Raw genomic sequence first — 26,019 nt, forward strand, 5'->3', positions numbered from 1 at the left:
GCTGCTCGGCCTGCGACTGCGGAGACGGCGACCGGGACCGTCGTCGAGCGCTCGATCCATCCGGCCGCCGCCCCCGGCCCTACTTCTCCGCCTTGGCGGCGGCCTTCGCGGCCTGCTTGGTGGCGCGGACCTTCGTCAGCGACTCCGGAGAGACGATGTCGGCGACCGAGCGGAAGGCGCCCTCCTCTCCGTAGGCGCCCGCGGCCGAGCGCCAGCCCTCCCCCGAGAATCCGCGCTGCTTGCCGAGCAGGGCGAGGAAGATCCGCGCCTTCTGCTCGCCGAAGCCGGGCAGTGCCTTCAGACGCGCGAGGACCGTGCGGCCGTCGGGCTCGTCGCGCGTCCAGACCGCCGCGGCGTCGCCGTCCCAGTCGTCGACCAGAGCGCGGCAGAGGACCTGCACGCGGCCCGCCATGTTCGCCGGGTAGCGGTGGATCGCGGGCGGAGTCCGGCAGAGCTCCGAGAACGCGTCGTCGTCGAATCCGGCGATGGACGCGGCGTCGAAGGAGGCGCCCTCGGCCTCGAGGCGCTCCTCGATCTTGCGGGGCCCCGAGAAGGCCGTCTCCATCGCCACCTGCTGGTCGAGGAGCATCCCGATCAGCAGGGCCAGCGGGTCGCGGCTGAGCAGCGCGTCGGCGTCGGGATCGTCGGTGATGTGCAGGGCGGAGTCGCGGGTCATCCTCCAGGGATACCACGGACGGCCCCGGCGGCGAGCGCGCGGACGGTCCGGTCGACGAGGTCCAGCGCCGCAGCGAGCTCGAGGTCGCCGACATGGCCGTAGCCGAGGACCAGCGCCTCGGTCGCAGCCCGTCCCGACAGGGCGTACTCGTGCAGAGTGGCGACGAGCAGTCCCTCCCGGAGCAGCGCGGCCGCGACGGCGTGCGCGTCCAGAGGCGCGGGCAGGGAGAGGACGACGTGCAGACCCCCGTCGAGTCCGCTCGCGCGCCCCCAGGGCACCGCCTCCGCGAAGGCGCGGACCAGCTCGCGGCGGTGGGCGTAGCGCCGTCTCGAGCGCGTGAGATGCCTCCGGAACGCCCCGCTCGCCATGAACTGCGCGAGCGCCGCCTGCGTCGGACCCGAGGCGGAGGCGTCCTTCTCGTCGTCGAGGCCGGCCAGCGCCCCGCGGAGCCAGGACGCCCGCGGAACGGCCAGGTAGGCGATGCGGAGCCACGGCGAGACGGTCTTCGAGAACGACCCGACATGGGCGACTCCGCCGCCGGAGTCGAGCGAGGCGAGCGCGGGCAGCGGGGCGCCGACGTAGCGGAACTCACTGTCGTAGTCGTCCTCCACCACGAGCAGGGGGCCGGCCGACGCGCGGCGCACCAGCTCCAGGCGCTCGGCGAGCGCGAGCCTGCCGCCGGTCGGGTACTGGTGCGACGGAGTCACGACGACCACGTCCGCGCCGGAGCTCGCGAGAGCGTCGAGGTCGATGCCGTCGCCGCGCACCGGGACGCCGACGACCTCGTGCCCGTCGGCGCGCAGGCGGCGCCGGACGGCCGGGTAGCCGGGGTCCTCGACGGCGACGCGCACCTCGCGTCCGAGCGAGGCCGAGGCGGCGCGGGCCAGGAGCGCGACGGCGCCCGCGGTGCCGCTGGTCACCACCACGTCCGACGCCTGCACGTCGACGCCGCGGGACCGGCTCAGCTGCTCGGCGATCTGCTCCCGCAGGGCCGGGTCACCGGAACCCCGAGGAGGCGCCGAGGGCGGCGAGGCGAGCGCCAGGCGCCAGGCGGCCCGCCACTCCGGGGTGTCGAGGGCGCGGGTGTCCGGCCGACCCGGCCTCAGGTCCGCCGCGGCGGACGGGACGACGATCTGCCGGGCCTCCGGCCGCGGCTCCTGCGGCGCCGGCGCCAGCAGTCCGTCGGAGGCGACCGTCACCGCCGCGCGCGGGTGGGCGACGAGATAGCCCTCCCCCACCAGCTGGTCCACCGCGGCGACGACGGAGCCCCGCGAGACGCCGAGCCGCTCGGCGAGCACGCGGCTCGACGGGATCGGATCGCCCGCCCGGTAGCGCCCGTCCAGCACCGCCTGGCGCAGCGCCTCGGCGAGCCCGGCGCGGACCGAGCCGCGCGGCGACGGCCCGAGGAGGAGCGGGATCTCCAGATCGCCCGACGCCATCGACCGCTCCGCTCTGGACCACTCCGATCGCGGCCCAGTGGCATCCTGGCAGATCCAGTCGGCGCGGGACGATTCCGACATGGACAGCCTCCCCGTCACCGACCGCACCCGCGTCTCCCGTCTCCGCGACCGCCAGCGCACCGATCCCGCCGAGCTGCACGCCCTGCTCGACGAGGCGCTCGTCGCCCACGTCGCCGTCGTGCGGGACGGCGCCGCGATCGTGCTGCCGATCCTCTTCGCCCGCGACGGCGACTCCGTCCTGCTGCACGGGTCGAGCGGCGGAGGACTGCTGCGGGAGGCGGCGCGGCACTCGCTCCTCACCGCCTCAGTCACGCTGGTCGACGGGCTGGTCGTCGCCCGCTCCACCTTCGACAGCTCGATGAACTACCGCTCGGCGATGGTGATCGGCCGGGCCGAGGCGCTGGAGGGAGAGGAGAAGGAGCGAGCCCTCGACCTGCTGGTGGCCCGCCTCCTCCCGGGGCGCGACGAGGAGGTGCGGCCGAGCACCGCCCGCGAGATCGCGGCCACGCTGGTGCTGCGCCTCCCCCTGGCCGAGGCGAGCCTGAAGGTGCGCGCGCACGGAGCGGGCGACGAGCCGGAGGCCGGGGTCTGGGCGGGCGTCGTGCCGCTGGTCACCCGCACGCTCGCGCCGGTGCCGGCGGAGGAGGGCGTCGCGGTCCCGGAGTCGGTCCGCCGCTTCACCGCCGCGGTCGACGGCGCGGTGCCGACCTGGCGCTGAGCGGACCGGCCGTCGCGGTGCGGTCCGCTACTTGGCGTCCTGACGGGGGAAGACGACCTTCTGCACGACGATGATCACCGAGGCCGCGACCGGGATCGCGACCAGGGCACCGAGCACGCCCGCGATGGTGCCGCCCGCGACCGCCGCGATCACGACGACCGCACCGGGGACCGCGACGGCCTTGTTCATGATGCGGGGGCTGAGGAGGTACGCCTCGACCTGCATGTAGACGAGGTAGTAGATCGCGGCGACCAGCGCGGTCAGCGGCGAGGCCAGGAGGCAGGCGAGCGAGATGATCACGGCGCCCGAGAGCGTGCCGACCAGCGGGATCAGGGAGCCGAGGAACGCGACGCAGGCCAGCAGCGCCGGCACCGGGGCGCCGATCGAGAGCAGCAGGATGAACGTGAGCACGCCGTTCACGCCGGCGAGCGAGACCTGGCCGACCACGTAGCGGCCCACGGCGCCGGTGATCTCGTCGCCGACCTCGTGCGCCTTCGCGCGGTGCGAGGCGGGGGCGAAGCGGTAGGCGACGGCCTTCATCGAGCGCAGCGACGCGAGGAAGTACAGCGTCAGGATCAGCACGATGACGGCGCCGGTCACGCCGCTGGCGATCCCGGTCCCGACCGCGATCAGTCCGCCGCCGAGCGAGAGCAGGTTGTTGGGGTTGCCGATGAAGCTCTGGACGCTCTCGATCAGCTCGTCGATGTCGATCACGCCGCGCAGCTGCTGCTCGAGGTCGAGCACCCACTGCTGCGAGGCGATGTCGGTGACGATCTGCGGGGCGCTCGTGACGAACATCGTCAGCTGCTCGACCAGGATCGGGATGATGTAGACCAGCAGGCCGGCGAAGATCAGCACCACCGCGGCGAAGACCGCTGTGATCGCGAGCGGCCTCGGCAGGCGCTTGCTCTCGAGCCAGGAGACCAGCGGATCGAGGCCGAGCGCGAAGAACAGCGCCACGAAGATGTAGGTCAGCACCGTGCCCAGCTGCACGACGAGGCCGCCCAGGACGAGCGCCACCAGCACGCCGAGCGCGCCGAACAGGCCGATGCGGAAGGAGCGGATCGTGAAGACCGGCTTCTCCGGGTCGGCGGAGACCACGATGTCCGGCTCGACCACGGGCTGGGCGGGTGCCGACCGGCGCCGGCGGGAGCGGGCGAAGGCGCGCGGGGTCATCATGGGACGAGCGTAGCGGGGCGCCGGGAGGCCGCCCGGCGACCGGGCCGACCCTTGACGCGGCGGTTCGAGCGGTGCTCCCGCCCGCTCAGCCCTCCGGATCGTGGTCGTCGACCGCGCCGTCGCCCCGGTGCAGAGCGGCGTGCCGCTCCCACTCCGCGAGCAGGTGCTCGACCGCCTCGTGGAAGCGCCGCGTGGCCGCTCCGGGCGACGTGTCGCCGAAGTAGCGGTGCACCCAGCGCTCCAGCCGCTCGACCGACTCCGGATCGTGCTCGGCGCTGTCGATCCGCGCGATGATCGCGGAGGCGTCCTCGGCGCGCAGCCACTCCGCGTCGCCGAGGTAGCCGCTCTCGTCGACCTGCGCCTCGGCGCTGACGGGCCGGGTGACCAGCAGTGGGCGCCCCGTGGCGAGCCGGTCGTAGACCATCGCCGACACGTCGAGGATCGCGAGGTCGGCCGCGGCGAGCTGCCAGCCGAGCTCGGCACCGGTGTCGTGCACGTGACCGGCTCGCGGATCGGCGGCGTTGGCGGCGGCGATCATCGCGCCGATCGCCCGGTCGGCCGCGGCGTAGTCGGAGTCGACCGCGCCGCTGCGCGGATGCGGGCGGTAGACGAGCCGGAACCGCGGGTCGGCCAGGAGCCCGCGCACGAGGGCCGTGCCGTGGCTCCGGATCGAGCCGTAGCCCGCGGCGGGGCGGTCGCCCTCCCAGGTCGGCGCGTAGAGCACCACGCGGCGCTCGTCGGGCGTGAACGGCACGGCGCCGGCGAAGTGGTCCGCCTGAGGACGGCCGATGGCGAGGGCGCGCCTGTCGAAGTCGTAGTCCCAGAGCACGCGGCGCAGCCGGGCCAGGGCGGCGTCCCCGGCGATCATGCTGTAGTCGTACGCCTTGAACTGGTTCGTCGTCATGTACATCTTGTCGCTCTCGCCGTGGTTGACGAAGACGTGCCAGCGGCGCCCGTAGCGCATCATCTGGAAGTTGCGGGCGTTCTGGTTGACGTAGAGCACGATCCGCAGCGGCTGGCTCGCGATGGTGCTCTCGAGGTCTGCGACGGAGCGGACGTAGGCGACGGGGACCGGGCTCTCGCGCAGCAGCACCTCCGCGGCGCCGGCGTTGCGGCTGAGCAGCACGACCGGGTGCGTCTCCGCCAGCTCGGCCAGCGGCCGGTACCACTGCCGCAGCTGGTACAGGTTGATGTCGCCGTCGGCGAAGTAGACGCCGATCTCGAAGCGGTCCTCGGGCAGCGGCCCGCGCTCCGCGAGCAGCCGGGTCACCGCGTGGCGGGCCCGGCGGGCCGCGAGCAGCTCCCCGCCCACCTTGCGCGCGAGTCGCGCGTCGGTGCGGAGGCGGGCGAGCAGGGCACGGGGAGCGGGAGTCATCCGCCCCAGGGTACCGGCGACGGCCCCCGCGCCGGGGGCCTCGCGCGGCCCGATCAGGCCGGGGTCACCCTCAGCCAGACGAACTGCAGCGGAGCGAGACGGAAGCCCTCGCGCAGGTCGACCGCGATCTCGGTGACCAGGTCGACCGCCTCCGCGGCGAACCCGCCGAACCGCTCGGCCGCGACCTCCTGGACCTCGTCCGACACGTTCGCGAGCACGAGCACCGACTCCCCGTCGCCGGGGCGCTGGTAGCCGAGCACGTGGTCGTTGACCGGGTCGAAGACGCTCAGCTCGGTGCCCGCGAACATCGGCACGGCCTTGCGCACGGCGATGAGGTGCAGCAGCCCGCCGAAGACCTCGCTCGCGGCCGTCCCCGGGACCTCGCGCTCGTCGTAGCGCTCCGCGGGGCGGCGCGGCCGGTTCACCCAGCGCGAGTCGCCGGCCGTCGTCGGGTCGTCGAGGTAGCCGTGGTCGTTGAGCTGGCCGACCTCGTCGCCGAGGTAGAGCAGCGGCAGCCCGCCGGTGCTCAGGGCGATCGAGTGCGCGAGAAGCACACGGTCGATCCCGTACGGGTCACCCGCCTCCACTCCGGCGAGGGACGCGGTGGTGCCCGAGACGCGGCGGTCGCCGGTGCGCGGATTCTCCTGGAACGGCACTCCGCGGGCGAAGGTGCCGTCGAACCGGTCCGTGTAGAAGTCGTTGAGGAAGCGCCGGTGACCGGCCGCGTCGATCCCGAGCTCGGCGGCGTCCTCGTCGGCGAAGGTCCAGCCGATGTCGTCGTGCCCGCGCACGTAGTTGACCCAGGCCGTGCCCTCGGGGAGGGCGTGCCGGCGCTCGAGGGCCTGTGAGAGGAGACGGACGTCGCGCGTGGCGAGCGCCTCCCAGGTGAGCGCCATCTGCAGCGGGTTGTACGAGAGCTGGCACTCCTCGACGTCGATGTACTCGATCACCTCGTCGGGGTGCACGATCGCCTCGGACTTGAACAGCAGCGCCGGAGCGGCCAGGCGGCAGACCTCGTTGAACGCGCGCAGCAGGAGGTGCGCCTGCGGCTGCGACTCGCAGGTGGTGCCGAGCTCCTTCCAGATGAACGCGACCGCGTCCATCCTCAGGGCGTCGATCCCCTGGTTGGCGAGGAAGAGCATCTCTCCCGCCATCGCCCGGAACACCTCGGGGTTGGAGTAGTTGAGGTCCCACTGGTAGCGGTGGAACGTGGCCCAGACCCAGCGCCCGTCCTCCAGCTGCACGAAGGAGCCGGGATGGTCGTCCGGGAAGATCTCGCGCGTCGTGCGCTCGAAGGCGTCGGGCTGCTCCCGGTCCGGGTAGATCCAGTAGTAGTCCTCGAAGCGCTGCTCGCCGGCCAGCGCGCGCTGCGCCCACTCGTGCTCGTTCGAGGTGTGGTTGAAGACGAAGTCGACCACGAGTGCGATGCCCTGCTCGCGCAGCTCGGAGGCCAGCCCGCGGAGCTGCTCCATGTCGCCGAGGTCCGGGCGCACGCGCCGGTAGCTCGAGACCGCGTAGCCCCCGTCCGACTCGCCCTCGGGCGCATCGAAGAGCGGCATCAGGTGCAGGTAGTTCAGGCCGATCTCGCGGAAGTACGGGATCTCGGCGCGCAGCCCCTCGAGGTCGCCCGCATAGCGGTCGACGTAGCAGACCCCGCCCAGAGCCCTGTTCGAGAGGAACCAGGTCGGGTGCTGCTCGCGGGCGCGGTCAAGCGCGCGGAGCTCCTCGGGCCGCTCCTCCCAGGAGGCGGCGGCGAGCTCGACGATCGCGACCAGCTGGTCCTCGAGGTCGTCGCGGCCGGCGTACACCGTGGCGAGCAGATCGACCAGGCGCGGGAGGTGCTCGTCGAGGCGGCCGGAGAACTCGTCGTCGACGGCGCCGAGGCGCTCGCGGACCGTCGTGAGGAGGTCCGGTCCGGTAGGGGTCGCCTCCGCCTCGGCGCGCTCGGGCGGGGAGAGCTGGGTCGAATCGAACACCGTCGTCCTTTCGGGGGCCCCGGCGGGGGCGGATTCCCCGATGCTAGACGATCGGCGGACGCCCGGCGAACGCCATCCGGAGCACCGTGCGGGCCGAGAGGACGCGCCGGCCGCCCGGATCCGAGCGCCATCCCTCCCGCCAGCCGGCGAACCAGGCGCGCAGGGCGGCCGGGTCGCGACGCCAGCGGAGGCACTGGATCGCGGTCCAGGACGCCACGTAGACGAGCGCCAGAGGTGCGGCGAGGTTGCGGCGGGCGAGCCAGACGCGGTTGCGCGCGTTCAGCCGGTAGTAGTCGGCGTGACGGGTCGGCTGGATGACCGGGTGCTGGGCGACGAGCTCTCCCGCGTACCAGGCGGTGCGACCCGTGTCCCAGACCCGCCAGGCCAGCTCGATGCCCTCGTGGGCGTAGAAGAACGGAGCCGCCCAGCCGCCCGTCCGGGCGAACACGTCGCGCCGCAGCACGACCGCTCCCTCCCAGACCGAGAAGACGGGGCCGGAGCGGCGGGGGTCGCCCTTGAGGATCCGCGGGATCCAGCGCCGCGGGCTCGGCGTGCCGTCCGTGCTGTCGACGCGGGGCTGCACCAGGCCGATGCGGCGGTTCGAGGCGAGCAGCGCGATCGCGTCGACGAGGAAGCGGGGAGACGGGATCCGGGCGTCGTCGTCGAGGAAGAAGAGGTACTCCCCCGCGACGGCGTCGACTCCGGCGTTCCGGCCCGCGGGGATGCCGAGGTTCTCGGGCAGCGCCAGGGCGCGCACTCCCTCGGGCAGGCCGTCGGGCTCCCAGCCGTTGCCGACGCAGACGACGTCCAGCTCGACGCCCTCCTGCGCGAGGACGCCGGCCAGCCCCGCGGCGAGGTCGTCGGGCCGGGTCCCCTGCGTCAGGACGACGACGCCGACCCGCGGCTCAGGAGCGGACACGCTTGGACGCCATGATCGCGACGAAGTGGCCGACCAGGGCGAGGAGGGCGAGCGGCAGCAGCGCCCCGACGAGGACCCGGTCGGCCGTGCCCGCTCCGACGACGAGGCCCACGAGGGCGGTCGCGAAGGCCAGCATCGTCAGCTCGACGGAGTGGTAGAGGCGGTGGAAGGGCAGGAAGCGGGCCGCGCGGCGAAGCCCCGCCAGCCCGGACGAGGACGGCACCGCCTCGCCCTTCGTGTCGGCCAGCTTCGTGAGACCGGCGTTCGCGCGCGCCACGTGCACCATGTCGTTGAGCGCCTTGTTGAGGACGATCACCAGGGCCAGGGCGAAGCCGATCGTGGTCCAGAGGAAGTCCGCCGGTGCCTCGAACGGGACGCCCGCCGCTCGCAGCCCGAGCGCGATCGGGATCAGCGCCTCGGTCGTGTAGTGCCCGACCTTGTCGAGGAACACGCCCGCCGGCGAGGACGTGCGGCGCCAGCGCGCGACCTCGCCGTCGCAGCAGTCCACCAGCATCTGCAGCTGGCCGAGGAGCAGCGCCAGCGCCGCTCCGGCGATCCCCGGGATCAGGAGGGCTGCCGCCGCGCTCCAGCCGACCAGGATCATCAGCCCGGTGACGCCGTTCGCCGAGATCGAGGTCTTCAGCAGCAGCCAGGTCAGGTAGGGCGAGAAGCGGCGCAGGTAGAGCGACGCCGTCCAGTGCTCGGCGTTGCGGCGCCCGCGCACCTCCGGGGGCTGCGCGACGGCGCGCAGCTCGGCGATGGAGCGGGGTCTCGTCGTCGTGGTCATGCGCCCCTCGGCGAGTCGGACCGCGGCTGGTGGCGGTGGGCGGAGATGTTGCTGGTCAGCCCGGCGAAGCCGAGCACGAAGCCGGTCCCCCAGGCCACGTGGACCGCCGGGATGACCACGGCGAACCACAGCATCGCACGCGCGCCGTCCGGCCGCGCGACCACGAGAGTGGCCGCCGCCACCAGGAGGAGGTAGGCGGCGGGCACCGCGAACCCGAGCAGGAGCCAGGGCGCGGCTCCGGCGAGCACCTGGACGACTCCCGCCAGCCCGACGAGCAGCCCGATCGCGAGCATCGCGACGAGCACGGGCGGAGCGAAGTAGCGCAGCGACCGCGAGGCCGGGAACATCCGGGTGAGCTCGCCCCGCCACATCCCGGTCGAGAGGAACTGCCGGAGCAGCGCGCGCATCGAGGGCCGCGGCCGGTAGGTGACGGTGAGGCGCGGAGTGAACCAGACGACCTCGCCGCGCTCGCGCAGCCGCCGGTTCAGCTCCCAGTCCTGCCCGCGCTTGAAGCGCTCGTCGAACAGGCCGGCGCGCTCGAGGGCGGAGCGGCGGAAGACGCCGAGGTACACCGTGTCGGCTGGGCCCTCCTCGCCTCCCACGTGGTGGGGCGTGCCGCCCAGCCCGATGCGGGAGCCGTAGGCCCGGGCGACCGCGCGCTGGAACGGGGTGAGGCCCTCCGCCGCCATCACTCCGCCGACGTTCGCCGCTCCGGAGCGCTGCAGCGCCTCGACCGCCGTGCGCGCGTACTCGGGCGGCAGGACGGAGTGCGCGTCGACCCGGACGACGACCGGGTGGCGCGAGGCGCGGATCGCGGCGTTGAGGCCCGCAGGAGTGGAGCCGACCTCGTTCGGCACGACGCGGATCCGCGGGTCGGCCGCGCTCAGCTCGGCGACGAGCTGCTCCGTGCCGTCGATGCTCGGGGCGACGGCGAGGACGACGTCGAAGGGGCCGGTGTAGTCCTGATGCAGCAGCGAGTCGACCGCGGCGCGCACGTGGGCGACCTCGTTGAGGACGGGCATGACGTAGGAGACGCCGGGCAGGTCGGAGAGGTCGTCTTCCGGGATCTCGTGCTGCATGGGTCCAGTTCGTGCGGGAGGAGCGCGGGCGCAGGGATCCACCACCCTACCAGCGGGGAGCGCCGCGCCCCGGGCCGGGCCCGGACGCGGAACGGCCCCCCCGGGGACGGATCCTCGAGGGGCTGTGCGCGGTGGCGGAGCACAGCCCCCCGGGGGACGGATCCTCGAGGGGCTGTGCGCGGCGGCGGAGGGTCAGCCGGCGGCCATCTGGCCGAGCGTCGCCTTCGCCTGGTAGCTCTGGCCGTTGCGGACGTAGGTCAGCTCGACCGCGGCGTTCGCGGCCTGCGCGCGGACCTGCGCGGTGAGGTCGGACGCGCTCGTGATCGGAGTGCTGTCGATCGCGGTGATGATGTCGCCCTTGGCGAGACCGGCCGCCTGCGCGGCACCGCCTCCGGAGACCTCCTCGATGCGGGCGCCGAGGACGTCCGCGGTCGAGTCGGAGACGCTCGCGCCGAGCAGGCCGTGCGAGGCGGAGCCGTTCGCGATGATCTCCTTCGCGATGCGCTCGGCGATCGCGCTGGGGATCGCGAATCCGACTCCGATGTTGCCGGACTGGCCGCTCGAGGAGGACTGGCCGGCGCTCGCGATCGCGACGTTCACGCCGATCAGCTCGCCGTCGCTGTCGAGCAGCGCGCCGCCGGAGTTGCCCGGGTTGATCGCCGCGTCGGTCTGGATGACGGGCAGCGAGATGGTGCTCTTCGCCTGGGTCGGCGCCTGCTGGCCCGGGATGTCGAAGTTGAACGGGCTCTCGGTGCCGCCGCTCGAGCTGTCGCCCGAGTCGTCCGGAGCCGCCGAGGAGGCGACCTGGATGCTGCGGTTGAGCGCGCTGACGATGCCGTCGGTCACGGTGCCGGAGAGGCCGAGCGGGGCGCCGATGGCGACCGCCGTGTCGCCGACGTTGATCTTGGTGGAGTCCGCGAACGTCATCGGGCTGAGGTCGGTCGCGCCGGTCAGCTTGATGACGGCGAGGTCGAGGGTCGGGTCGGTGCCGACGACGGTCGCGTCGAAGATCCGGCCGTCGCTGGTCGTGACCGAGACGGTGCCGTTCGCGATCTCGCCGTCGAGGGTGACCACGTGGGTGTTGGTCAGGACGTAGCCGTCCTTCGAGAGCACGATGCCGGAGCCGGTGCCGGCGGACGAGCTGCCGCTCACCGCGATGGTGACGACGCTCGGAGTGGCCTTGGCGGCGACCGCGGTGGCGGTCGTCGCGTCCTCGGCGTTGTTGACCGTGATCGTCTGCGAGCCGCCGGCGGAGACCACGCGGGTCCCGCCGCCGTTGGAGGCGGACCAGAGGCCGAACACGCCCGCTCCCGCGACTCCGCCCACGACCGCGCCGATGGCGAGCGCCGCGACGACGCCCACTCCGGCTCGGCGCTTCGTGGCGGTGGGGGCGGGGGTGTACTCGGCGCCCGGGCCGAAGGGGCTCGAGGAGGGCGGCTCCTCGGAGCCGTGCAGGGTGTTCGCGGCGGGCGGCGCGTACTGCCCGTAGCGGGCGGGCTGGGAGACGGGCTGCGCCTCGTTGCCGGCCGTCGCGTTCGGCGTGTACGGCGGCTGGGGGGCCGAGGAGGAGGGGTAGGGGACGGTCGGGTTCTCGCTCTCGCGGTGCGCTCCGCCCCGGTGGATCGGCTCGGTGGGCCCGGTGGTCGAGGACGACGCTCCGGAGCTCTCGCCGGGGGTGCGCTCGGTCGCCTCTCGGGCGCCGGACTCCGTCGGCGTGGTGGGTTCCTCCGGCTGACGAGGACCCTCGTGACTCTCGGTCATGGGTGCTGCTCCTTCCAAGCGGGGATAGCTTGGCGATCGTACCTGGGGGTTTCTTATGACGGGCCTGCGAGCGGGAAATGAAACCGGCCGGGCTGCTCGAGCGGGCACACTGGGCACGTGAGCATTCCCGGATCCTGGTCCCGCGCCGCGGCGGGCGCCGGCCTCCTCGGCCCCGGCGGCGAGGTCGCCGCCACCGTCTTCAGCGAGATGAGCGCGCTCGCCCTGCGCACCGGAGCGGTGAACCTCGGCCAGGGCTTCCCGGACGAGGACGGCCCGCGCGAGATCCTCGACGCCGCGCGCGACGCCATCGCGTCCGGGCTCAACCAGTACCCGCCGGGTCCCGGCTTCCCCGTCCTGCGCGAGGCGATCGCCGCGCACCGGCTGCGCTTCTCCGGGATCGCCCTCGACCCCGACGGCGAGGTCCTCGTCACCACGGGCGCCACCGAGGCCCTGGCCGCAGCTCTGCTGGGCCTGCTCGAGCCGGGCGACGAGGTCGTCACCTTCACGCCCCACTACGACGCCTACGGAGCCCTGATCGCCCTCGCCGGAGGGGTGCACCGCACCGTGCTCCTGCGCGGCCCCTCCTTCGCGGTCGACCACGACGAGCTGACCGCCGCGGTGAGCGACCGCACGCGCGTCATCCTGGTGAACGACCCGCACAACCCGACCGGTGCCGTCCTCCCGGCCGTGACCCGCGAGCTGATCGTGCGGCTCGCCGAGCGGCACGACGCCGTGATCCTGACGGACGAGGTCTACGAGCACCTGCGCTTCGACACTCCGCACGTCCCGCTGGCCTCCCTTCCCGGAGCCTTCGAGCGGACGCTCTCCGTCTCCTCGGCGGGCAAGACCTTCAGCACCACGGGCTGGAAGATCGGCTGGGTCACGGGCCCGCGCGAGCTGATCACGGCCGTCCTCGCCGTGAAGCAGTTCCTCACCTACGTCAGCGGCTCGCCGTTCCAGGGGGCCGTCGCCCTCGGGCTCGGGCTCCCGGACGCCTTCTTCACCGGCGCGGCGCAGACTCTTGCGGCCAAGAAGGACCTGCTGTCGACGGGCCTGGCTGCTGCGGGCTTCGGCGTCGCGCCCTCCTCGGGCGGCTACTTCGTCGTCGCGGACGCGGCACCGCTCGGCTACGACGACGGGGTCGCGCTCTGCCGGGCGCTCCCGGATCTCGCGGGAGTGGTGGCGGTGCCCGTGTCGGCGTTCTGCCGCCCCGAGGACGCCGCTCCCTACCGCTCGCTCGTCCGCTTCGCCTTCTGCAAGCGGTTCGAGGTGCTGGAGACCGCGGTCGCGGGCCTCGCCCGCATGGCGCGCTGAGGAGCCGGCCTCAGCGGATGCGGTCGGATGCCCGGCGCCGTCGGGCCGGGGGCGGCGGTCAGAACGGCAGCACCCGGAAGCGCCGCAGCGCCAGAGCGGGGTTCTTCGCGCGCGCCGCGTCGATCCGCTCGCGCGAGACCCAGGCGACGGCGACGTCCTCGACCTCGCCGAGGGTGACGGTCTCGACGCCCATCGGATCGACGATCATGCTCGTGCCGACCCCGATCGGCGGGGTCTGGTCGGCTGCGACGAGGTACACCGTGTTCTCGAGCGCGCGGGCGGTGACCAGCGTCCGCCAGTGCGCCTCCTTGAGCGGGCCGCGCACCCACTCGGCCGGTGCCGCGATGACGTCGACCCCGGCGTCGACCAGCCAGCGGCTGACCTCCGGGAAGCGCAGGTCGTAGCAGGTCTGCAGCCCGACGACGAGGCCGCCGACCTCGAACGTCTCGGGTGCGGCGATCTCCCCCGCGGCGACCCACTCCGACTCGGTCTGGCCGAAGGCGTCGTACAGGTGCAGCTTGCGGTAGCGGGCCACGAGCGCGCCCTCGGGGTCGAGCGCGACGAGCGTGTTCGCGATGCGGCGTCCGTCCACCGCCTCGACCATGCCCGCCACGAGATGGATCCGGAGCTCGCGCGCGAGGGCCGCGAGAGCCGTGACGAACGGGCCGTCGAGCGCCTCGCCCGCCGCGACCAGCTCGGGCCCGAGCGGATCGCTGAAGGCGGAGCTGTACTCCGGCAGCACCACCATGCTCGCGCCGCGCTCGGCGGCGATCCGGGCCAGGCGCTCGATCGTCGCGATGTTCGCCTCCCGGTCCGACGAGGGGGCGAACTGCGCCACGGCCATGCCGACGGCGCCGGTCATCAGCTCGGCGGGTAGAGGAAGAGGGCGACCTGGGAGGCCGGGATGGTGCGCTTGTGGTACGCGTGGTCGTTGCCCCAGTTGTACTCCTCGAGCGAGACCGTGCCGTCGGAGTTGACGGCCTGCACGTAGGCGACGTGGTTGCCGGTGAACCAGGCGACCGCGCCGGGGACGGGCGTGCTGCTGGTCACCCAGCCGTGTGAGGCCCACTGGCCGGCCCACGCGTAGGCGCTGCCTCCGCCCGGGGTCATGTTGCCCCAGGTCCACTTGAAGGGTGCGCTCGTCGAGCCCTGGTCGCGGTTGATCCGCCAGGCGACGAAGTCGACGCACTCGCGGTAGTAGTACCGCAGCGGCGAGAGGCCGCCGCCCTGGTCGTCGGTGAGCTGGTCGCGCCAGGGGTAGTCGTCGCCCTCCTCGCGGGGCGTGACCGAGGTGCTGGTGCCGCCGCTGCCCGCGGCGGCGCCGTCCGCGCCGGTCGTGCCTGCCGCGGCCTGCGCCTCCTGGGCGAGGCGGGCGGTCTCGGCGTCGCGGGCGGCCTGCTCGGCAGCGGCGAGCGCGCGCGCCTGGGCGGCCGCCTCGTCGAGCTGGGCCTGGGTCGGTGCGGTGAAGGAGTCGCGGATGACCTGCTCCTGGACCGCGGTCGGCGCGACGGTGAGCTTCTGGTTGCCGAGCGCCTGCACGCGGGCGGCGGCCTCGACGGCGGCCTGCGAATCGGGTGCCGGGTCGAAGGAGTAGGCGGGGAGCGCGGAGACCGCCACGAGGCCCGCGATGGCGGCGAGGGCGACCGTGCTGACGGTCGCGCGGAAGACACGGCCCCGGCGGCGCCGCACGGGGCGGACGGGCGTGAGGACCGGAGTGGTGACGCGTGCTGCGGGCAGCGCGTGCGGCGCCTGCCGCGGGCTCCGCCGGGTCGGGCGGTCGCCGAGCCCCTCGTTCGAGCCGTCGTCCCCGCGTTCGTCCCTCACAGCAGCACCCCTCGCATCGGGGTCGAGCCTAACGTGCGGGCCGGTCCGGCACACGCGCCGGCGCGGAGCGTCGGGAGGCCGGTCCGCGGATGCGGGTCGCGCGAGCCCGGCACGAAGTCGGCGGCGGCGCCGGGCGGATCCGACGGTGACGCGGACGGGCGACCGGAGTAGCGTCCGGAGCGGAGCGGGCGCGACGGTGCGGCCGCGGGACGGAGGACGGCGATGATCCGGAGCGAGAGGGCCTTCAGCGGCTTCAGCGTGGACGACGTGGAGGCGGCGCGGGCCTTCTATGGCGGAGTGCTCGGGCTCGAGGTCGAGCTGAACGCGATGGGGATCCTCGACATCCGGCTGCCGGGCGGAGGTCGCGCGATCGCGTACCCGAAGCCGGACCACGAGCCGGCGTCGTTCACGATCCTGAACTTCTCGGTGGAGGACGTCGACGCGGCGGTCGCCGAGCTGCACGCGGCAGGCGTCACCACGGCGATCTACGACGACCCGTCGCTGCCGACCGATGCGGACGGAGTGATGCGCGGCCACGGGCCGACGATCTGCTGGTTCCGCGATCCGGCGGGCAACGTGCTGAGCGTGATCGAGGGCGACTAGGTCTCGGCCCGAACACCGTCAGCCGCGGGCAGCACGTCCGCGACCCCCGTAAACGACGAAAGCCGGCCCTTCTCAGGACCGGCTTTCGCTTTCTTGTTGCGGGGGCAGGATTTGAACCTACGACCTCTGGGTTATGAGCCCAGCGAGCTACCGAACTGCTCCACCCCGCGGCACAAGAAGAGACATTACACGCGTTCCGGCGCCGGTGCAAATCGACGCGGCGGCGGGAGCGGGCTCCGGTCTCAGGCGGGCTTGGCGGCGCGCAGCACGGCGCTCCCGTCCACGCTCAGCCCGACCGCCGTCAGTGCGGCTGCGAGCTCGAACGAGGTGCGCGACCAGGTGCGGACGTCGGCGCCGACGGGAGCGGACGACGACGGGGCGACGAGCACCGCGCCGCCGGGGGCGACGAACCACTCCACCAGCCGCGCCCACTCCTCCAGGTCGGGGAGCCACGAGACGACGCCGGCGCTGCAGAGCACGACGTCGAACGAGTCGGGCTCCGGCAGCATGTGCCGCAGCTCGTAGAGGTTCGCGCAGACGAAGCGGGCGGAGCCGGCGAGGTCCCTGTCCGCGGCGGCGGCGCGTGCTCGGCGCACGGCGGGCATCGAGAAGTCGACGCCCACCACGCGGGCGCCGCGCTCGGCGAGCTCGAGCGCGTCGAGCCCGCCGCCCGAGCCGAGCTGGAGGATCCTCGGCCCGGGGTCGAGGAGCGTCGCGGTGACGAGCTCCGGGTGGAGCGCACCCTCGCCGGTGCGCTCCACCCAGTACGTGCGGTTCAGCTCGAGCCACTCCCCCGAGCGGAGGTGCTCGCCGCGGTCGACCTGCACCATGCGGGCTACTGGCCGCCCTCGGCCTGCAGCGCCCGCGAGAGCGCCTCGGTCAGCTGCTCGTCCGCCGCCGCGAAGGCGGTGAGGTCGCCCGCCTTGAGGGCGTTCTCGCGAGCCGTGAGTGCGTCCCGCGCGTCGTTCAGCGCCTGCTGCAGCGCCGTCTGGTCGCCCGTGGCCGGCGTGGAGCCGGTGCCGCCGGTCGTGCCGCCCGCGTCGCCTCCGGTGTCGCCGCCCGAGGTGCCGGTGCCGGCGTCCGGAGTCGTCGGCGTGCCGGTGTCGCCCGCGTCGGCTCCCGAGTCGCCGCCGAAGAGGCTGTCGAGGGCCGCGTCGAGGGTGTCCTCGAAGGCGATGTCGTCACCGAACGCGACCAGCACCTTCTGCAGGAGCGGGAAGCTCGTGTCTCCGTTGGAGCGCACGTAGATCGGCTGGACGTAGAGCAGGCCGCCGCCGACCGGCAGCGTGAGCAGGTTGCCCCTCGTGACGGTGGTGTCGCCGCGGGAGAGGATGTTCAGCTCGTTCGCGACCGTCGGGTCGGTGGTGAACGCGTTCTGCACCTGGCCGGGGCCGGGCACCGTGTCGTCCTTCGGCAGCTCGAGCAGGCGGAGCGTGCCGTAGCCGTCGGCCACGGAGCCCGCCGTCGAGCCGGCGTCGGAGTCGGCCACGAGGTAGCCGGTCAGCACGTTGCGGCTGGCCTGCGCGCCCTGGACGCTCGCCGGGATGTACGTCGAGTAGAGCGAGTACGACGGCACGTCCTGGTCCGGCGTCTGCAGCGTCAGGTAGTACGGAGGCTGCAGGCTGGTGCCGGTCGCGGCGGCCGTGGTCGCGGCTCCGCTGGTCGGGTCGTTCGGCGTCGCCCAGGCGTCCTCGCGGGAGTAGAAGGAGCCCGCGTCGGTGACGTGGTAGGTGCCGAGGACCGCGCGCTGGACCTTGAAGAGGTCCTCCGGGTACCGGACGTGGCTGAGCAGCTCACCCGACATGTCGCTCACGGGCTTCACCGTGGTCGGGAAGATCTTCTGCCAGGTCTGCAGGATCGGGTCCTCGGTGTCCCACGCGTAGAGCGTGACGCTGCCGTCGTACGCGTCGACGGTCGCCTTCACCGAGTTGCGGATGTAGTTGACGTCGTCGGTCGGGAACTGCTGCTGCGTGTTCGTGTCGGCGATCGCCTGCGAGAGGCTCTGCACCTCCGAGTACGGGTAGTCGGCCGAGGTGGTGTACCCGTCGACGACCCACTTCACGCGGCCGTCGACGACGGTCGGGTAGGCGTCGGAGTCGAGCTTGAGGTACGGCGCGACCTTCTGGACGCGCTGCACGGGATCGCGGTCGTAGAGGATCTGCGAGTCGTCGTTCACACCGTCCGAGAGGAAGATCTGCTCGGACTGGAACTTGATCGCGTAGACGAGCTTCTTGAAGACGTTGTCGAGAGCGGGGCCGCCCTCGCCGTCGAAGGTCGTGTAGGTCTGCTGCGCGCCGTCGGTGCCCGAGGGGTAGTCGAGCTCGATGTCGCGCGAGTCGTTGCCGCCCACGATCGAGTACGGCGGGGAGTTCTCGCCGAAGTAGATCCGCGGCTCGTAGTCGCCGAGGTCGCCCGTCGTCGGGACGCCGGACTCGATGAACACCGGCTCGCCGTCGGCCGAGCGCTGGTTGCCGTACGCGGCGACCAGGCCGTAGCCGTGGGTGTAGACGAGCGTCTGGTTGTACCAGGTCTGGTTGGTGCCGAGGCCGTTGAGGTTCAGCTCGCGGACGCCGACCACGGCGTCCTGCGTCGATCCGTCGATGGAGTAGCGGTCGACGTCGAGCGCGTTCTGCGTGTCGCCGAACTTGTAGTACTGGCGGAACTGCTGCAGCTGCGAGAACGCGTCTGTGACGACGGCGGGGTCGAGGATGCGGATGTTCGCGGTGGTCTCGGCGTCCGAGCGCAGGGCGCCCGGCTCCGCGTCCGTGGTCGCGTCGTAGGGGATGACGTCGACGTCGCTGACGCCGTAGGCCTGGCGGGTCATGTCGATGTTGTTCTGGATGAAGGGCTGCTCGAGCGTGCGCTCGTTGGGCTCGACCTGGAACTTCTGCACGATCCACGGGTAGAGGGAGCCGACGAGCAGGCTCGACACGATCAGCAGCGCGGTGCCGATGACCGGGAAGCGCCAGCGGCCGATGAAGGCGGTGACGACGAAGAGGATCGCGACCAGCGCCGCGATGCCGGCCAGGATCTGCAGGCCCGGGATCGTCGCGTTGACGGTGGAGTAGGTGGCGCCGGTGATGCGGGGCCCCTGCTGCGCGAGCGTCGCGTACTGGTCGAGCCAGAGGCTGACCGCCTGCACGGCGAGGTAGAGGGCGGCGATGACCGCGAGCTGGATGCGCGAGGCCTTCGAGATGCGGATCTCGCGGCCGTTCACCCGGATCGCTCCGTAGAGGTAGCCGGTGGCGAGGGTCGCGAACGCCGAGATCAGCAGGACCGCCGACGCGAAGCCGACGATGCTCTGGTAGAAGGGCAGCTCGAAGAGGTAGAACGACGTGTCGAGGCCGAACTGCGGATCCGTGGTGCCCGAGGGCGTGCGGTTCCAGAAGGTGAGGCTCGTCTGCCAGCGGGTGGCGGAGGAGACGCCGGCGAAGAGGCCGAGCACCGCGGGGATCCCGAAGGTGGCCAGGCGCCGCAGCGGCTCCACGACCTGCTGGTAGCGGTCGATCTGCGAGTTGAGCTTCGCGTAGACCGGCCGGAGGCGGTACGCCAGCATCAGGCTGATGAACACCGGCACGGCCATGGCGACGAAGCCGATGACGAAGAGCCCGCCCGCGGCCGCCCACTGCGTCGTGAGCACGGAGAGGAAGCCGAGCTGGTCGTACCAGAGGATGTCGGTGTACAGACCGGCGAAGACGAAGAACGCCACCACCAGGACGGCCACCACCACGACAGTGACGGCGAGGACGCTCCGTCTCTTCCGCGGCGGGGTTTCGGTTGCTGTGGAACTCACGTGAGGGCCTCTTGCTGTCGAGATGTGAGGGGAGGCCACCCATGCTATGCGACGGCTGTCCGGCTCACCTGGGCGTCGACCCGGGGTCGGCGGGCGGGATCAGTCGAGGGGAGCGGCGGTGCTGCAGTCCGGCAGCCCGGAGGTGTCGCCCGCGGCGATGCCCTTCAGGGCGGCGAGGGCGTCGTCGAGGGTCGAGACCGCGAGCACGTCGAGCCCGTCGGGGACGTGGCCGACGACCTCGTTGCAGTTGGTCGCGGGGGCGAGGAAGTACTCGGCTCCGGCGCCCTCCGCCCCGTAGAGCTTCTGGCGGATCCCGCCGATGGCGCCGACCTCGCCGGCCGCGTCGATCGTGCCGGTCCCGGCGACGCTCCGCCCGCCGTTGAGCTCGCCCTCGGTGAGCTTGTCGATGATCCCGAGGGCGAACATCATGCCCGCGCTCGGCCCGCCCACGTCGTCCAGCTGGATGTCGACCTCGAACGGGAAGTCGAAGGCCGCTCCGGGGAGGACGCCGATGACGGCGGCGCCGTTCGAGTCGCGCGGCGTGACCTCCACCTCCCGCCGGGCGCCCTCGCGCTCGATGCTGACCTGCACCGGGGAGCCGGTGCCGAGGGTCTGCAGGGTCGCGCGCAGGGCGGTCGCGTCGGCGACGGGGGTGCCCGCGACCGCGAGGATCTCGTCCCCCGCCTCCAGGACGCCCTCGGCCGGAGAGCCCTCGGGCACCTGCACGACCGAGACGCGCTGCTCGACGGGGTAGCCGAGCTCGGTGAGCGCGGCGGCGATCGCCTCCTGCTGGGAGTCGGTCATCTCGGCCTGGTTCGCCTCGTCGCGCTCCTCGACCGTGGAGGAGGGAGGGAAGATCGCGTCGACCGGGACGACCGCCTTGGTCCTGTCGAACCAGGCGCTCGCGACCTCGACCCAGGTGGGCAGGCTCTGCGGGTTGCCGACGACCGACACGGTGAGCATGTCGAGCGTGCCGGCCGTGGGATAGGTGGTGCGGTCCGGGATCGAGATGAGGGGCACGTCCTTGCTGCTGCCCAGGGTGTCGAACACGGGGCCGGGCTGCTCGATCACGTAGGGGGCGGGCGCGACGCCCAGACCGACAACGACGGCGACACCCGAGAGGAGGACGACCGGTCCGACCCACGGGCGGCGCGAGGAGGAGGAGGGGCGCGGGTCGTCGGAGAACAGCGACACGGGGGCCTTTCTGGCAACGGGTGGAGCGGCTCCGCCGGGATGTTCGCGGCGGGCGGAAGCGGGCTGGGCCCGAGCGGTGCTCTGCACGCCGAGGCCCCGGGCGCTCGGGCTAACGTAGCTTGCACGACTGGGAGTCGCGCCGGAACCGGCGCCCTGTGCAGGGCCGCGGAGGCGGTGCGGCGACCGGATTCAGGTGAGCGACGGAGGGCTGATCCCGATGGCCGATGGCGACAGTGCGGACCGAGCGGGCGGCGGCTCCGAGGACGAGTTCCGGGAGATGCTGCGGCAGTTCCTCTCGGGGAACGGCCCGGTCGACCCCTCGCAGCTCGCCGGAGCGGCAGGCCTGCCGAACGACCCGGTGGCCCTGCAGAACCTGCTCTCGCAGCTGCAGAGCGCGATGCAGCAGAACGGCGACGGCGGCGTCAACTGGACGCTCTCGCTCGAGCAGGCGAAGCAGCTCGCGCGCGCCGAGTCCGCGCCGGTGTCCGACTCCGTGCGGGCTCCGATCGACGCGGCCTTCGGCGTCGCCGCGCTCTGGCTCGACGAGGTCGCGTACGTCTCCGAGCTGAGCCGCACGCCGCGCTCGATCAGCCGCCTCGAGTGGATCTCCCTGACGATGCCGGTCTGGACCCAGCTCGCCGAGCCGGTGGCGCTGAGCATCTCGGACGCGCTGACCCGCGTGCTCCGAGAGCAGGCCCCGGAGGAGATGCAGGCGATGATCGCCGGTGCCGAGGGCATGATGCGCGGGATCGGCGGCACCCTGTTCGCCCTGCAGCTGGGCCAGGTCGTCGGGCAGCTCGCCGCCGAGGTCGTCTCGGGCGGCGACATCGGCATCCCGCTGCTGGAGGAGAACGACGCGGCGATCCTGCCGCAGAACGTCGCCGCGTTCGGCGAGGGCCTCGACATCCCGCTGGACCAGGTGCAGCTGTACCTGGCGGTCCGCGAGCTCGCGCACGCCCGCCTCTTCCGGCACGGAAAGTGGCTCCGTCTCGCCCTCATCTCGCAGATCACCGACTTCGCGCGCGGGATCAGCATCGACACCACCCGCCTCGAGGAGCTGGCCGAGGGCTTCGACCCGTCGAACCCCGAGGAGCTCCGCGACGCGATGACCTCCGGCGCGCTCATCCCGCCGAAGACGGAGGAGCAGCTCGCCGCGCACGGCCGCCTCGAGACCGTCCTCGCCCTCATCGAGGGGTGGGTCGACGTCGTCACCGCGGCGGCGACCACTCGCCTGCCCAGCGCCGGGGCGATCGCCGAGACGGTCCGCCGCCGCCGCGCCTCCGGCGGGCCGGCCGAATCCGCCTTCGCCACCCTCGTCGGCCTGGAGCTGCGCCCGCGCCGCCTCCGCGAGGCCGCCGCGATGTGGCAGGCCGTGACCGACGCCGTCGGGCCCGAGGCCCGCGACTCCCTCTGGTCGCACCCCGACCTGCTCCCCGGCTCGGAGGACCTGGACGACCCGAGCGCGCTCGTCGCCCGGCTCACGGCCGAGGCCCGCGGCGAGACCCCGGAGCCCGACGAGATGGACCGCGCGCTGGAGGACCTGCTGAACGGCACGATGCCGCGCGAGGGCGACGGCGCCTCCGGGGACGCTCCGGACACGACCGACGACGCCGGCTCGCCGGACGACGACGACCGCGGCTCCTCCCCCACGGGCGACCGCCCCGTCTGACCCCCCGTCCGGCGCCCGCCTGTGGACAACTCGCGCGGCGCCGAGCCGGTCTCGGCCATGATCGCCGGATGGTGCTCCGGCTCGATCCCCGACTCCCCCTGCTCTGGCGCTCCGCGACCGCGGTGCAGCTCGGCCTCGACCGGCCGCACGCGGTGCTGGACGGCGTCGGCTACCCGGAGGAGCTGCTGCTCGACGCCCTCCGCGTGGGCACCAGCGCCGGCACCGTCCGCCTGATCGCGGCGCGCGCCGGAGCGAGCGAGGCGCGAGTCGACGAGGTGCTCGAGGCGCTCCGGCCGGTCCTGCTGCGCAGCGTCGAGCCAGGCCCTCCCCCGGCACCGCGGGTCGTCGTCGAGGGGACGGGCGCGGCACCGGACGCACTGCGCACGCTGCTCCGGAGCGAGGGCTGCTCTCTGCTCGCCGACGACGGGACGCCGGACCTCGCCGTGCTGATCGCCTACTTCGCGGTCGCCCCCGCCCGCGCCGCGCACTGGCTCGCGGCCGATGTGCCGCACCTGGCGGTGGTGTTCGGCGACGAATCGGTGCGCCTCGGACCCCTGGTGGAGCCGGGGTCCGGACCGTGCCTGCACTGCGCCGAGCGGGACCGGATGGACCTCGACCCGGATCGCGCGCGCCTCGTCATCCAGGTGCTCGGCCGCTCAGCCCCCACCCGCACGCCGCTCGCGAGCGCGGCGATCGCCGTGGCGGCCGCCGACGCCGTGCTGCGGCGGCTGCTCGCGGGCTGGCGAGGGCTCCGCGCGGCCGAGCGGGTCTACAGCGACGCCTCCGGAGCGTTCACCGTGCGGGAGCGGGAGCCGCACCCCGAGTGCGCGTGCCGAGCTCTTCGAGGAAGCGCGACGGCTCCCTCCGCGTGACGCGGCCGACCGTCGAGCGCGCCCACGAGAGGCGCAGGCGCCGACGGGCCCGGGTGATGCCGACGTAGAGGAGGCGCCGCTCCTCGTCGATCGCCTCGAGGCCGGCGGCGTACGAGATCGGCAGCAGGCCCTCGGCGAGCCCCATCAGGTGCACCGACTCCCACTCGAGGCCCTTCGACGAGTGCAGCGTGGCGAGGGTGACCGCGCCGCGGTCCGGCTCGTGGTGCACCTGCTGGCGTGCGATCAGGTCGTCGGTGAACTGGCGGAAGGTCCATCCGGCAGGGGCCTCGTCGACGAGGCGGGCCAGCGTGTCCAGCGACTCCCACCGGTCGCGCACCGCACCGGGCGCCGACGGGGGCTCGGCGCTCCAGCCGAGCGAGCGGAGGACGTCGCTCACCGACTTGAACAGCGGCTCGCCGCTGATCGACACGGACGCCGCGCGCAGCTGCATCACGGCCTGCTTGACCTCGGGGAGATCGAAGAAGCGCTTGCCGCCGCGCATGTGCGCGCTCACTCCCCGCTCGTGCAGGGCGTGCTCGATGACCGCCGACTGGCTGTTGGTGCGGAAGAGGACCGCGATGTCGGAGGGGCGCACCCCCGCCTCGATGTCGGCCGCGACCCGCGCCGCGATCCCGCGCGCCTCCGCGATGTCGTCCGGGTAGGCGTCGATCGCGGGCTCCGGCGCCTCGGCGGCGGCGACGGCGTGGAGCGAGAGGGCCCCGGGCCTGCCCCGCATGAGGCGGTTCGCGGTCTGCACGATCGGCACGGCCGAGCGGTGGTTCTCCTCCAGGCGCACCACGGTGGCGGCCGGCCAGCGGGACGGGAAGTCGAGGAGGTAGTCGGCCCGCGCACCCGCGAAGGAGTAGATGGTCTGGCTGGCGTCGCCGACGACGCAGAGATCGCTCCGGTCGCCGAGCCAGAGCTCCAGCAGCCGCTGCTGCAGCGGCGAGACGTCCTGGTACTCGTCGACGACGAAGAAGCGGTACTGCTCGCGCACCTGCATCGCCATCGCGGGCTCGGACTCGAGCATCCCGGCGGTCACGAGCAGGACGTCCTCGAAGTCGATCTGGCGGCGCTGGTCCTTCAGCCCCTCGTACTCGTCCACGAGCGCGACCGTCTGCTCCAGGGTGAGCCGTCCGGGCAGGGGGCGCGTGCGGGCGGCGACGGCGTACTGCTCGAGCGAGAGGGCGGACACCTTCCGCCACTCGATCTCGGCCGAGAGGTCGCGGAGCGTCGCCGTGTCGAGCTTCAGGCGGAGCCGCTCGGCCGCGTGCCCGAGCAGGCGCGCCTTGCCGTCGAGCAGCTGGGGCATCGTGCCCCCCACCAGCTGCGGCCAGAAGTAGCCGAGCTGCGAGAGGGCGGCGGCGTGGAAGGTGCGGGCCTGGACGCCGCCGGCGCCGAGCACCCGCAGGCGCGAGCGCAGCTCGGCCGCGGCGCGGCTGGTGAAGGTCAGGGCCATGACGCGACCGGGCGTGTAGACGCCGGTCGCCACTCCGTGCGCGATGCGGTGCGTGATCGTCCGCGTCTTGCCGGTGCCCGCTCCCGCGAGGACGCAGACCGGCCCCAGCAGCGCCTCCGCAGCCTCGCGCTGCCCTTCGTCGAGTCCGTCGAGCAGGGTCACGCGATCGGGCCGTTCTCCAGCTCGCCTCCGTACCAGTCCTCGATCATCGCGCGGGCGATGGACGAGCGGCCGGGCAGCAGCACGGACTCGAGCGAGTCGTGCAGCTGCTGCCGGGTGAACCAGCGCAGCTCGACGATCTCCTCGCCGTCCGGGAGCAGATCCTCCGGGGACTGGTCCTCGGCGAGGCGGGCGGTGAAGCCGACCATGAGGGAGGCGGGGAAGGGCCAGGGCTGCGAGCCGAGGTACTGCGGGTCGACGACGCGCATGCCCGACTCCTCGCCGATCTCGCGGATCACCGCGGCCTCGAGCGACTCGCCCGGCTCGACGAAGCCGGCGAGCAGGGAGAAGCGGCCGGTGCCCCACATCGCGTTCGAGCCGAGGAGGAGGCGGTCGTCCGCGTCGAGGACGCAGACGATGATCGCCGGATCCGTGCGCGGGAAGACCTGGCTGCCGTCGGTGGGCGAGCGGCGGACCCAGCCGCCCTGCTCGACCACGGTCGGGTCGCCGTTGCGGGGCGAGTAGCCGTGCGAGGCGTGCCAGTTCGCGATGGCGAGGGCCTCGGTGAACAGGCCCGCGTCGCGGTCGCTCAGGCGCTCGGCGATCGGGCGCAGGCCGCTCCACCGCTCCTCGTCGGGCTCGAGCTCGGCGGCGGCCGCGTCGGTGAGGACGGTCGCGATGACGGGCGTTCCGACCGGCTCGCCGGGGGCCTCGGCGAGCGTGCGGCCGAGGTAGATCCGGAGGGTGCCGGCGGTCACGTCCTCGGGGCGGCGCAGGAGGAGGCGGTCGGTCTCGACCAGGGTCCGGTCGTGGTGCAGGACGAGCACGCGGGTGGCGGGATCGGCGAGCAGCTCGTCGAAGAGCGCGGGCCGTGAGCGTCCGACGCCGTCGCGGTCGGCCGCCTGTCGCGAGAGCGGGAGGCGATCGGCGAAGGGCAGTGACATCCGGGGCTCATTTCGTGACGGGGGCCGCGAGGACCGCTGTCGCGGGCCTTCGACGGCCGAGGTGGCCAGCGCGGCTAGAGTGAGATGGGATCTGGCCATGGTTTCCAGGGTAGGCGGCTCGTGCCCGGCCGGCCCGCCGCCACGCGCTGTCCCGCCGATGCCGTCGAAGGCCCGCGACAGCGGTCCTCGCGGCCCCCGTCACGAAATGAGCCCCGGATGTCACTGCCCTTCGCCGATCGCCTCCCGCTCTCGCGACAG

At 73.3% G+C, this 26,019-nt stretch carries 21 protein-coding genes and 1 tRNA gene; 5 read left to right on the forward strand and 17 right to left on the reverse strand.

All coding sequences use genetic code 11. From position 1 onward, the window contains the following. Positions 1-79: 79 nt before the first annotated feature. Together C5C27_RS03880 and C5C27_RS03885 are read right to left on the reverse strand one after the other, a co-directional pair. Positions 80-676 (reverse strand): HhH-GPD-type base excision DNA repair protein, encoded by a 597-nt coding sequence (locus tag C5C27_RS03880; RefSeq protein WP_104313667.1) that lies wholly within the window; start codon positions 674-676, stop codon positions 80-82. Further along, positions 673-2,115: a PLP-dependent aminotransferase family protein gene (locus C5C27_RS03885; RefSeq protein WP_181133438.1), complete on the reverse strand. Its 1,443-nt coding sequence runs from the start codon at positions 2,113-2,115 to the stop codon at positions 673-675. The genes C5C27_RS03880 and C5C27_RS03885 overlap by 4 nt, the downstream gene beginning before the upstream one ends. Positions 2,116-2,194: 79 nt before the next feature. Here C5C27_RS03885 and C5C27_RS03890 point away from each other — a divergent pair, with 79 nt between their 5' ends. Beyond that, positions 2,195-2,854, forward strand: a complete 660-nt coding sequence (locus C5C27_RS03890) for a pyridoxamine 5'-phosphate oxidase family protein (protein WP_104313669.1) — start codon at positions 2,195-2,197, stop codon at positions 2,852-2,854. 27 nt (positions 2,855-2,881) lie between these two features. On the opposite strand, the gene C5C27_RS03895 is transcribed toward C5C27_RS03890, so the two are convergent. From C5C27_RS03895 to C5C27_RS03925, 7 genes are all read right to left on the reverse strand, one after another. Next, entirely contained in the window at positions 2,882-4,033 is a 1,152-nt protein-coding gene (locus C5C27_RS03895) for an AI-2E family transporter (RefSeq protein WP_258066491.1), read from the reverse strand. Between the two features lie 85 nt (positions 4,034-4,118). Further along, entirely contained in the window at positions 4,119-5,408 is a 1,290-nt protein-coding gene (locus C5C27_RS03900; RefSeq protein WP_258066492.1) for a CDP-glycerol glycerophosphotransferase family protein, read from the reverse strand. Between the two features lie 53 nt (positions 5,409-5,461). Continuing rightward, positions 5,462-7,384 (reverse strand): amylosucrase, encoded by a 1,923-nt coding sequence (locus C5C27_RS03905; RefSeq protein WP_104313671.1) that lies wholly within the window; start codon positions 7,382-7,384, stop codon positions 5,462-5,464. Between the two features lie 43 nt (positions 7,385-7,427). Beyond that, positions 7,428-8,303 carry a glycosyltransferase family 2 protein gene (locus tag C5C27_RS03910; RefSeq protein WP_104313672.1) on the reverse strand — a complete coding sequence of 292 codons (876 nt, stop codon included), beginning with the start codon at positions 8,301-8,303 and terminating at the stop codon, positions 7,428-7,430. Further along, positions 8,290-9,090, reverse strand: coding sequence for a CDP-alcohol phosphatidyltransferase family protein (locus C5C27_RS03915; protein ID WP_104223579.1), 801 nt, complete (start codon positions 9,088-9,090; stop codon positions 8,290-8,292). The genes C5C27_RS03910 and C5C27_RS03915 overlap by 14 nt, the downstream gene beginning before the upstream one ends. Then, positions 9,087-10,169 carry a glycosyltransferase family 2 protein gene (locus C5C27_RS03920; protein ID WP_181067779.1) on the reverse strand — a complete coding sequence of 361 codons (1,083 nt, stop codon included), beginning with the start codon at positions 10,167-10,169 and terminating at the stop codon, positions 9,087-9,089. The genes C5C27_RS03915 and C5C27_RS03920 overlap by 4 nt, the downstream gene beginning before the upstream one ends. Positions 10,170-10,361: 192 nt before the next feature. Continuing rightward, complete coding sequence (locus C5C27_RS03925; protein WP_104250126.1) at positions 10,362-11,930, reverse strand: S1C family serine protease; 1,569 nt, start codon at positions 11,928-11,930, stop codon at positions 10,362-10,364. Positions 11,931-12,047: 117 nt separating this feature from the next. On the opposite strand from C5C27_RS03925, the gene C5C27_RS03930 reads away from it, so the two are divergent. Beyond that, complete coding sequence (locus C5C27_RS03930) at positions 12,048-13,244, forward strand: aminotransferase class I/II-fold pyridoxal phosphate-dependent enzyme (protein WP_104313673.1); 1,197 nt, start codon at positions 12,048-12,050, stop codon at positions 13,242-13,244. A 58-nt stretch (positions 13,245-13,302) separates the two neighbouring features. Here C5C27_RS03930 and C5C27_RS03935 read toward each other — a convergent pair whose 3' ends face one another. Continuing rightward, positions 13,303-14,106 carry a carbon-nitrogen hydrolase family protein gene (locus C5C27_RS03935; protein ID WP_104313674.1) on the reverse strand — a complete coding sequence of 268 codons (804 nt, stop codon included), beginning with the start codon at positions 14,104-14,106 and terminating at the stop codon, positions 13,303-13,305. Further along, positions 14,106-15,068 carry a CHAP domain-containing protein gene (locus tag C5C27_RS03940; protein ID WP_104313675.1) on the reverse strand — a complete coding sequence of 321 codons (963 nt, stop codon included), beginning with the start codon at positions 15,066-15,068 and terminating at the stop codon, positions 14,106-14,108. The genes C5C27_RS03935 and C5C27_RS03940 overlap by 1 nt, the downstream gene beginning before the upstream one ends. 222 nt (positions 15,069-15,290) lie before the next feature. Between C5C27_RS03940 and C5C27_RS03945 the strand changes: the two genes are divergently transcribed. Continuing rightward, positions 15,291-15,671 (forward strand): VOC family protein, encoded by a 381-nt coding sequence (locus tag C5C27_RS03945; RefSeq protein ID WP_104226951.1) that lies wholly within the window; start codon positions 15,291-15,293, stop codon positions 15,669-15,671. A gap of 96 nt (positions 15,672-15,767) precedes the next feature. Here the strand turns inward: C5C27_RS03945 and C5C27_RS03950 are convergent. From C5C27_RS03950 to C5C27_RS03965, 4 genes are all read right to left on the reverse strand, one after another. Continuing rightward, positions 15,768-15,841, reverse strand: a tRNA-Met gene (locus C5C27_RS03950). Between the two features lie 72 nt (positions 15,842-15,913). Further along, a complete protein-coding gene (locus tag C5C27_RS03955) occupies positions 15,914-16,501 on the reverse strand; it encodes a bifunctional 2-polyprenyl-6-hydroxyphenol methylase/3-demethylubiquinol 3-O-methyltransferase UbiG (RefSeq protein ID WP_104313676.1) in 588 nt (195 codons plus the stop codon). A 5-nt stretch (positions 16,502-16,506) separates the two neighbouring features. Beyond that, the gene (locus C5C27_RS03960; RefSeq protein ID WP_181027225.1) at positions 16,507-19,464 is read right to left on the reverse strand and encodes a UPF0182 family protein; all 2,958 of its coding nucleotides are present in this window, start codon (positions 19,462-19,464) and stop codon (positions 16,507-16,509) included. A gap of 99 nt (positions 19,465-19,563) precedes the next feature. Continuing rightward, entirely contained in the window at positions 19,564-20,658 is a 1,095-nt protein-coding gene (locus tag C5C27_RS03965; protein WP_104313677.1) for a PDZ domain-containing protein, read from the reverse strand. Positions 20,659-20,875: 217 nt separating this feature from the next. Here C5C27_RS03965 and C5C27_RS03970 point away from each other — a divergent pair, with 217 nt between their 5' ends. Together C5C27_RS03970 and C5C27_RS03975 are read left to right on the forward strand one after the other, a co-directional pair. After that, entirely contained in the window at positions 20,876-22,327 is a 1,452-nt protein-coding gene (locus tag C5C27_RS03970; RefSeq protein ID WP_104238192.1) for a zinc-dependent metalloprotease, read from the forward strand. A gap of 68 nt (positions 22,328-22,395) precedes the next feature. Continuing rightward, positions 22,396-23,199 (forward strand): hypothetical protein, encoded by an 804-nt coding sequence (locus C5C27_RS03975; protein ID WP_104313678.1) that lies wholly within the window; start codon positions 22,396-22,398, stop codon positions 23,197-23,199. Here C5C27_RS03975 and C5C27_RS03980 read toward each other — a convergent pair. Both C5C27_RS03980 and nudC read right to left on the reverse strand, forming a co-directional pair. Beyond that, on the reverse strand, positions 23,120-24,820 hold the full coding sequence (locus C5C27_RS03980) for an ATP-dependent helicase (protein ID WP_104313679.1): 1,701 nt from the start codon (positions 24,818-24,820) through the stop codon (positions 23,120-23,122). The two genes, C5C27_RS03975 and C5C27_RS03980, sit on opposite strands and share 80 nt — an antisense overlap. After that, complete coding sequence (gene nudC / locus C5C27_RS03985; protein WP_104313680.1) at positions 24,817-25,761, reverse strand: NAD(+) diphosphatase; 945 nt, start codon at positions 25,759-25,761, stop codon at positions 24,817-24,819. Before nudC ends, C5C27_RS03980 begins: the two co-directional genes overlap by 4 nt. Positions 25,762-26,019 lie beyond the last annotated feature (258 nt).

It is taken from the genome of Rathayibacter sp. AY2B7 (assembly GCF_002931635.1).
Classification (GTDB): domain Bacteria; phylum Actinomycetota; class Actinomycetes; order Actinomycetales; family Microbacteriaceae; genus Rathayibacter.